Origin of the sequence: Staphylococcus sp. GDY8P57P, from assembly GCF_017892585.1 — a bacterium.
Taxonomy (GTDB): Bacteria; Bacillota; Bacilli; order Staphylococcales; family Staphylococcaceae; genus Staphylococcus; species Staphylococcus borealis.
Genome location: NZ_JAESLK010000016.1, coordinates 67,734 through 74,573 on the forward strand (window position 1 = coordinate 67,734; position 6,840 = coordinate 74,573).

A 6,840-nucleotide genomic window follows, 5' to 3' on the forward strand; every position below is an offset into this window, starting at 1 on the left:
TAAATCACATTAATACGATTAATAAGCGAAAGGTGAGTATACATGGCACAAAAAGATTGGAAAAAGTCTGTCGTTTATCAAATTTATCCCAAATCATTTAACGATACAACAGGTAATGGTGAGGGAGATTTAAAAGGAATTATTGAAAAATTAGACTATATTCAATATTTAGGTGTTGATTACATTTGGTTAACACCTGTTTATGAATCACCGATGAATGATAATGGTTATGATATAAGCAATTACTTGAAAATTAACGAACGCTTCGGAACGCTAGAAGATTTTGAAACATTAATCAGTGAAGCACATAAGAGAGACTTAAAAGTCATGATAGATATTGTTATTAATCATACATCTACAGAACATGAATGGTTTAAAGAAGCAATCCGTTCGAAAGACAATCCGTATCGTGATTATTATTTCTTTAAACCATCACGAGATGGGCCTCCAACTAATTGGGAATCGAAGTTTGGTGGTAATGCTTGGCAATACGACGAGAAGACAGATGAATATTATTTACATTTATTCGATGTCACACAAGCAGACTTAAATTGGGATAATGAAGCAGTGAGGCAGGCTTTATATGATGTTGTTAACCACTGGATTGAATTTGGTGTAGATGGTTTCCGCTTTGATGTAATTAATCTTATTTCTAAAGGTGAATTTAAGGATTCTCCTAAAATTGGAAAAGAGTTTTATACTGACGGACCACATGTACATGAGTATCTACATGAACTCAATCGTCATACATTTGGAGATAAAGATATGATGACGGTAGGAGAAATGTCATCAACAACCATTGATAATTGTATCAAATATACAAAATCTGACCGACAAGAATTAAGTAGTGTCTTCAACTTCCATCATCTAAAAGTAGACTATGTTGATGGAGAAAAGTGGTCAAATGCGAAATTAGACTTTTTAAAACTAAAAGAAATATTGATGGATTGGCAAATTGGAATATACGAAGGTGGCGGATGGAATGCGATTTTCTGGTGCAATCATGATCAACCACGCGTTGTATCTCGTTTCGGTGATGATTCTACAGAAGAAAATCGACAAGCAAGCGCTAAGATGTTAGCTATCGCATTGCATATGTTGCAAGGTACACCATACATTTATCAAGGCGAGGAAATCGGTATGACGGATCCGCGCTTTGATTCTATTCAACAATATCGTGATGTTGAGTCACGTAATGCCTATGATAACTTAAAACAACAAGGTATAGATGAAAGTGAAATTTTAACTATTCTAGGGCAAAAATCACGTGACAATTCTAGAACACCTATTCAATGGACATCAGGTGAACAAGCAGGTTTCACTACTGGTACGCCTTGGATCGATATACCAAACAATGCGCAATATATTAACGTAGAAGCAGCAATTGAGGACAAAACATCCGTACTACACACGTATCGCGAACTGATTCGATTGCGTCATGAACATGATATTATCACTTATGGTGACATCGAGCCGTTATATATGGAACACCCACAATTATTCATGTACCGTCGAAATTATGACGGCCAAACATGGCTCGTGGTTGCTAACTTTTCAAAAGAAGCAGTAAAATTACCTGAAGACATCAATAGACAAGGAACAGTTATTATTCAAAATGGCACAATAGAAAATGGTGAAATATCTCCATTTGGTGCAATTGTCATTGATGTTCAATAGATTGATGTAATGGAGAAGGACATGGCAACACAAAAATTCATAACGATATATGAACAACTCAAGCAACAAATACATGAAGATGTATATACCGATGGACAACAACTTCCGTCAGAACATGAATTGGTAACACGATATGGCACATCGCGTGAAACTGTTCGAAAAGCACTGGACTTGTTAGCAAATGATGGTATGATTCAAAAAATTAGAGGTAAGGGGTCTATTGTTATTGATCAAGGTGTTACGGAGTTCCCATTTTCAGAATTAATTAGCTTTAAAGAGGTGCAAGAAGAACTGGGTTTGAAACATGAAACTGAAGTACTCATTAACGAGCGGATTAAAGCTAACTCGGTACCTTATGTTAAAACGCAATTAAACCTTAAAGGTGATGAGGAGCTGATTCATGTTGTACGTACAAGAAGTATCAATCATAGAGTGAAGATTTTAGATGAAGATTACTTTTTAGCTTCAATCGTTCCGGGTATTACGAATTCAGTAGCAAAAGATTCTATTTATCATTATTTAGAAACGCAATTAGAATTAGATATCAGTTATTCAAGCAAATCGATTACGTTTGAGCCTTTTACTGAAAGTGCCTATGATGTTTTCGGTAAAATACAACCACCATATACTGCAACAGTGAGAAGTGTCGTTTATTTAAATAACACAACGCCATTCCAATACAATGTGTCTAAGCATTTAGCAACAGAATTTAAATTCCAAGAATTCTCTAGACGACATAAATTATGAGATGGCATCAAGCTATTTTTGAGTCGATGATATGGAGAATTAAAACTTTACACTTGCAATAGGGAGAACGTTTATAGTATTATAAAACTTACCGTGCTAGGTGGGGAGGTAGCGGTTCCCTGTACTCGAAATCCGCTTTATGCGAGACTTAATTCCTTTGTTGAGGGTGTGTTTTTGTGAAGTCTGCCCGAAGCACGTAGTGTTTGAAGATTTCGGTCCTATGCAATATGAACCCATGAATCATGTCAGGTCCTGACGGAAGCAGCATTAAGTGGATCCTCATATGTGCCGTAGGGTAGCCGAGATTTAGCTGTCGACTTCGGTAACGTTTGTGATACACACTCGATTCGAAGGTGCACGGTTTTTTAATACGTTAAATTAACCGAAATAAATCAAATTTTTAGTACAAATTTAAAAGAGAGCTTGTAATATAAATAATGTAATGATGCTACTTTGCGAGTTCGCAGTAGCTGTCTAAATTGAGAAGGCGCTTAAATCAAGCATTTCTCAGTTCTAGTCATCCTTAAGGGAGTGGGACAACGAATTTAAACAGAATTCTGTCCTGCTCCCATTTTTTTGTATAAAATATAGATAAATAAAAACGGGAAAGCGATATGTCCGAGTGTCGAACGGGGAACACTTTGACGCATTAGAGGGGTGTCAATATGCGATTATTCTTAAGTACATTAACGGAAATGGATTATAGCGAAACTTTGAATAGAATAGAATCAAGTTATGATGAGAAACATCAAGGTGCTGGTCAAAGACAACGTGCACTCATTTCAAAATTACGTCAAGCAGCGAATTATAATTATGAACTCGAAGTCATTGCTAAAGATGAATCGGGCGATATTATAGGACATGTCATGCTTAGCGAGATCAATTTGAATGCTGAAAATCAGCGTTACAAAGCACTAGAATTAGCGTCCCTTATAGTTGAACAGCCATATCGTAATGAAGGGTTGGGCAAAGCCTTAGTCCAAGCTGTTGAAGAACGCGCGAAATCACAACAATATACGACTATCGTTGTGGGGTGTTGTCCAGAGTATTTCGAAGGGTTAGGTTATGAATCGGCAGACAAACATCATATTTTCTCAAAAGAAACAGATGCGTCTATGTTACGGGTTAAATTTCTATGGAATCAACTGGATGATTATCCACATGGTATTGTGCAAGACGCAGATATGACATAATAAATTCATTGAAATTAAGGCGATAATGCGTGATATAATGTAGAGTAATTGTTAACGGAGGTGCGGATGTGAATTATCAAGCTTTGTATCGAATGTTTAGACCCCAAAGCTTTCAGGATGTTGTGGGGCAAGAACATGTAACTAAGACGTTACGAAACGCCATTTCCAAAGGTAAACAATCACATGCCTATATCTTTAGTGGTCCTCGTGGAACTGGTAAAACGAGTATTGCTAAAGTGTTTGCTAAAGCAATAAATTGTTTAAATCCTCAAGATGGCGAACCATGTAATGAATGTGCGATTTGTAAAGGTATTACACAAGGTACGAATGGCGATGTGATTGAGATTGATGCTGCAAGTAATAATGGTGTAGATGAAATTAGAAACATTAGAGATAAAGTTAAATATACGCCTAGTGAGTCGAAATATAAAGTATATATTATTGATGAGGTGCACATGCTAACAACTGGTGCGTTTAATGCGCTATTAAAAACACTTGAGGAACCACCGGCACATGCTATTTTTATTCTTGCTACAACTGAACCACATAAAATCCCGCCTACGATTATTTCGCGAGCGCAACGTTTTGACTTTAAAGCGATAGGCACAGAACAAATTACAGATCGCTTGCGCTTTGTAGCTGAAGAACAACATTTAGATTATGATAATGAAGCCCTTGAGTTTATTGCTAAAGCATCTGAAGGTGGTATGCGTGATGCGCTAAGTATTATGGACCAAGCTATCGCATTTGGTGATGAGCATCTTACACTACAAGATGTATTAGATGTAACGGGTAGTGTGGATGAAGCGGCATTAAATGAATTATTTAAAGACGTTGTTGAAGGGAATGTTAAAAATGCATTTACACGCTATCATCAATTTATTTCAGAAGGAAAAGAAGTAAACCGCCTTATTAATGATATGATTTATTTTGTTCGCGATACAATTATGAATAAAACGGTCGATAATCATGCAGAATTCGATGCGCTAATGAATTTTAATTTAGATACGCTTTATCATATGATTGATATCATTAACGATACTTTAGTATCGATACGTTTTAGTGTGAACCAAAATGTGCACTTTGAAGTATTACTAGTAAAAATTGCTGAAATGATGAAATCACAGTCTGACACTGTAACCAATGTTGCGACAACACAAGTTGCGTCACAACCTAATAATGACGTGTTGTTACAACGTATGGAACAACTAGAAAATGAACTAAAAACACTCAAAGCTCAAGGCATCCCTCAAGCAAATTCAAAACAGCATGCTACACAAACGAACACGCGTGGTAGACGTCAGAATAAAGGTACTTTCTCAATGACGAATATTGCTAAAGTATTAGACGAAGCAAACAAAGAAGATATTCAACTATTGAAGAAACACTGGCTAGAAGTAGTAGACTATGCGAAAAAGAATGATAAGAAATCATTGGTAAGTTTATTACAAAACTCAATTCCTGTAGCAGCTAGTGAAAAACGCGTATTAGTTCAGTTTGATGAAGAGATACACTGTGAAATTGTTAATAGAGATGATGAAAAACGAACTAGTATTGAAAATGTAGTGAGAAACATCATTAATAAGAATGTTGAAGTAGTGGGCGTCCCTTCAGATCAATGGATGAGAGTAAGAACTGAATATATTAATAGTAGAAAGCAACAAGATAAAGATAATCAAACAACACCAACTAATGGTGAAGAAAGTAAGCAAGACACAGATGTAGCACAGAAAGCCCGTGACTTATTTGGTGAAGAAACTGTTCATTTAATAGATGAATAATCCTTTTTGTTATATTAATAGTAAGAACTTGATTTGAGTATAGGATTGTTGAATTGATTCTAGAAACAGAGATACATGACAATAAATATAAACGTATGTATAATAAAATATAAATTAAAAGATAATGTCGATACATTCAAGGAGGAAATGATATTATGCGCGGTGGCGGAAATATGCAACAAATGATGAAACAAATGCAAAAAATGCAAAAGAAAATGGCTCAAGAGCAAGAAAAATTAAAAGAAGAACGTATTGTTGGTACTGCAGGTGGTGGCATGGTAGTTGTTACAGTTACTGGTCACAAAGAAGTTGTAGATGTTGAAATTAAAGAAGAAGCGGTAGATCCAGACGATATCGAAATGCTACAAGATTTAGTTTTAGCAGCAACGAATGAAGCGATGAATAAAGCTGACGAATTAACTCAAGAACGTTTAGGTAAGCATACACAAGGCTTAAATATTCCGGGAATGTAATATAGATGCATTATCCTGAACCTATATCTAAATTAATAGATAGTTTTATGAAACTGCCAGGCATTGGTCCCAAGACGGCTCAACGTCTGGCATTTCATACTTTAGATATGAAAGAAGACGATGTAGTCCAATTTGCTAAAGCCTTGGTAGATGTTAAACGTGAGCTTACTTATTGTAGTGTATGTGGTCATATAACTGAGAATGACCCTTGCTATATTTGTGAAGATAAGCAACGTGATCGCTCAGTTATATGTGTAGTTGAAGATGATAAAGATGTTATTGCGATGGAGAAGATGAGAGAGTATAAAGGACTTTACCATGTACTACATGGCTCAATCTCTCCAATGGATGGAATAGGGCCAGAAGATATTAATATACCGACATTAATTGATAGATTAAAAGATGATGAGGTTAAAGAATTAATATTAGCTATGAATCCTAACTTAGAGGGAGAATCAACGGCGATGTATATATCAAGATTGGTGAAACCTATTGGAATTAAAGTCACTAGATTAGCCCAAGGACTCTCAGTAGGTGGAGATTTAGAATACGCTGATGAAGTTACTTTATCTAAAGCAATAGCAGGAAGAACAGAAATGTAAAACATAGAGTCGCTATTAGCAAATTGATAGCAAATATAGCTATAACAGTTATATTTCGATTTGCAATAGCGTTTTTTTAATTTATTTTAAAAAAATGTAAATTTTTTAAAGTTTGTTATTTGAGTGATTAAAACGAATTAAAATGGGTAACAAAAACGATATAATGCATAAAAACGAACTATTTAATACTTATTATTAATTAAAGTTCGTTTATTGAGTATTTTAGAACTTTTTGTACTGAATAAAGTGTAATTTTTACTGTTGTTAAAATGGATGAATGCCTGTATAGTATATATTTGTTGAGCGGAACAAATCAACGAACATTAAAACACTTCAAAAATTAATGAAAAAAGTTATTGACTTTATT

General features: G+C 35.1%; 6 protein-coding genes and 1 other RNA gene. All 7 read left to right on the plus strand.

Annotated features, from left to right (window positions below; genetic code table 11):
- Window positions 1-42 precede the first annotated feature (42 nt).
- Window positions 43-1,677, plus strand: a complete 1,635-nt coding sequence (gene treC / locus KA878_RS04850; protein ID WP_193839755.1) for an alpha,alpha-phosphotrehalase — start codon at window positions 43-45, stop codon at window positions 1,675-1,677.
- Between the two features lie 21 nt (window positions 1,678-1,698).
- Entirely contained in the window at window positions 1,699-2,424 is a 726-nt protein-coding gene (gene treR / locus KA878_RS04855) for a trehalose operon repressor (RefSeq protein WP_193839754.1), read from the plus strand.
- A 91-nt stretch (window positions 2,425-2,515) separates the two neighbouring features.
- An RNA gene (gene ffs, locus KA878_RS04860) (signal recognition particle sRNA large type) lies at window positions 2,516-2,785 on the plus strand.
- A gap of 304 nt (window positions 2,786-3,089) precedes the next feature.
- The gene (locus KA878_RS04865; RefSeq protein WP_193839753.1) at window positions 3,090-3,617 is read left to right on the plus strand and encodes a GNAT family N-acetyltransferase; all 528 of its coding nucleotides are present in this window, start codon (window positions 3,090-3,092) and stop codon (window positions 3,615-3,617) included.
- Window positions 3,618-3,685: 68 nt separating this feature from the next.
- Entirely contained in the window at window positions 3,686-5,398 is a 1,713-nt protein-coding gene (dnaX, locus tag KA878_RS04870) for a DNA polymerase III subunit gamma/tau (protein WP_193839752.1), read from the plus strand.
- Between the two features lie 155 nt (window positions 5,399-5,553).
- Entirely contained in the window at window positions 5,554-5,871 is a 318-nt protein-coding gene (locus tag KA878_RS04875; RefSeq protein WP_193839751.1) for a YbaB/EbfC family nucleoid-associated protein, read from the plus strand.
- A 5-nt stretch (window positions 5,872-5,876) separates the two neighbouring features.
- Complete coding sequence (gene recR, locus KA878_RS04880) at window positions 5,877-6,473, plus strand: recombination mediator RecR (protein ID WP_053030221.1); 597 nt, start codon at window positions 5,877-5,879, stop codon at window positions 6,471-6,473.
- The last annotated feature ends 367 nt before the right edge of the window (window positions 6,474-6,840 follow it).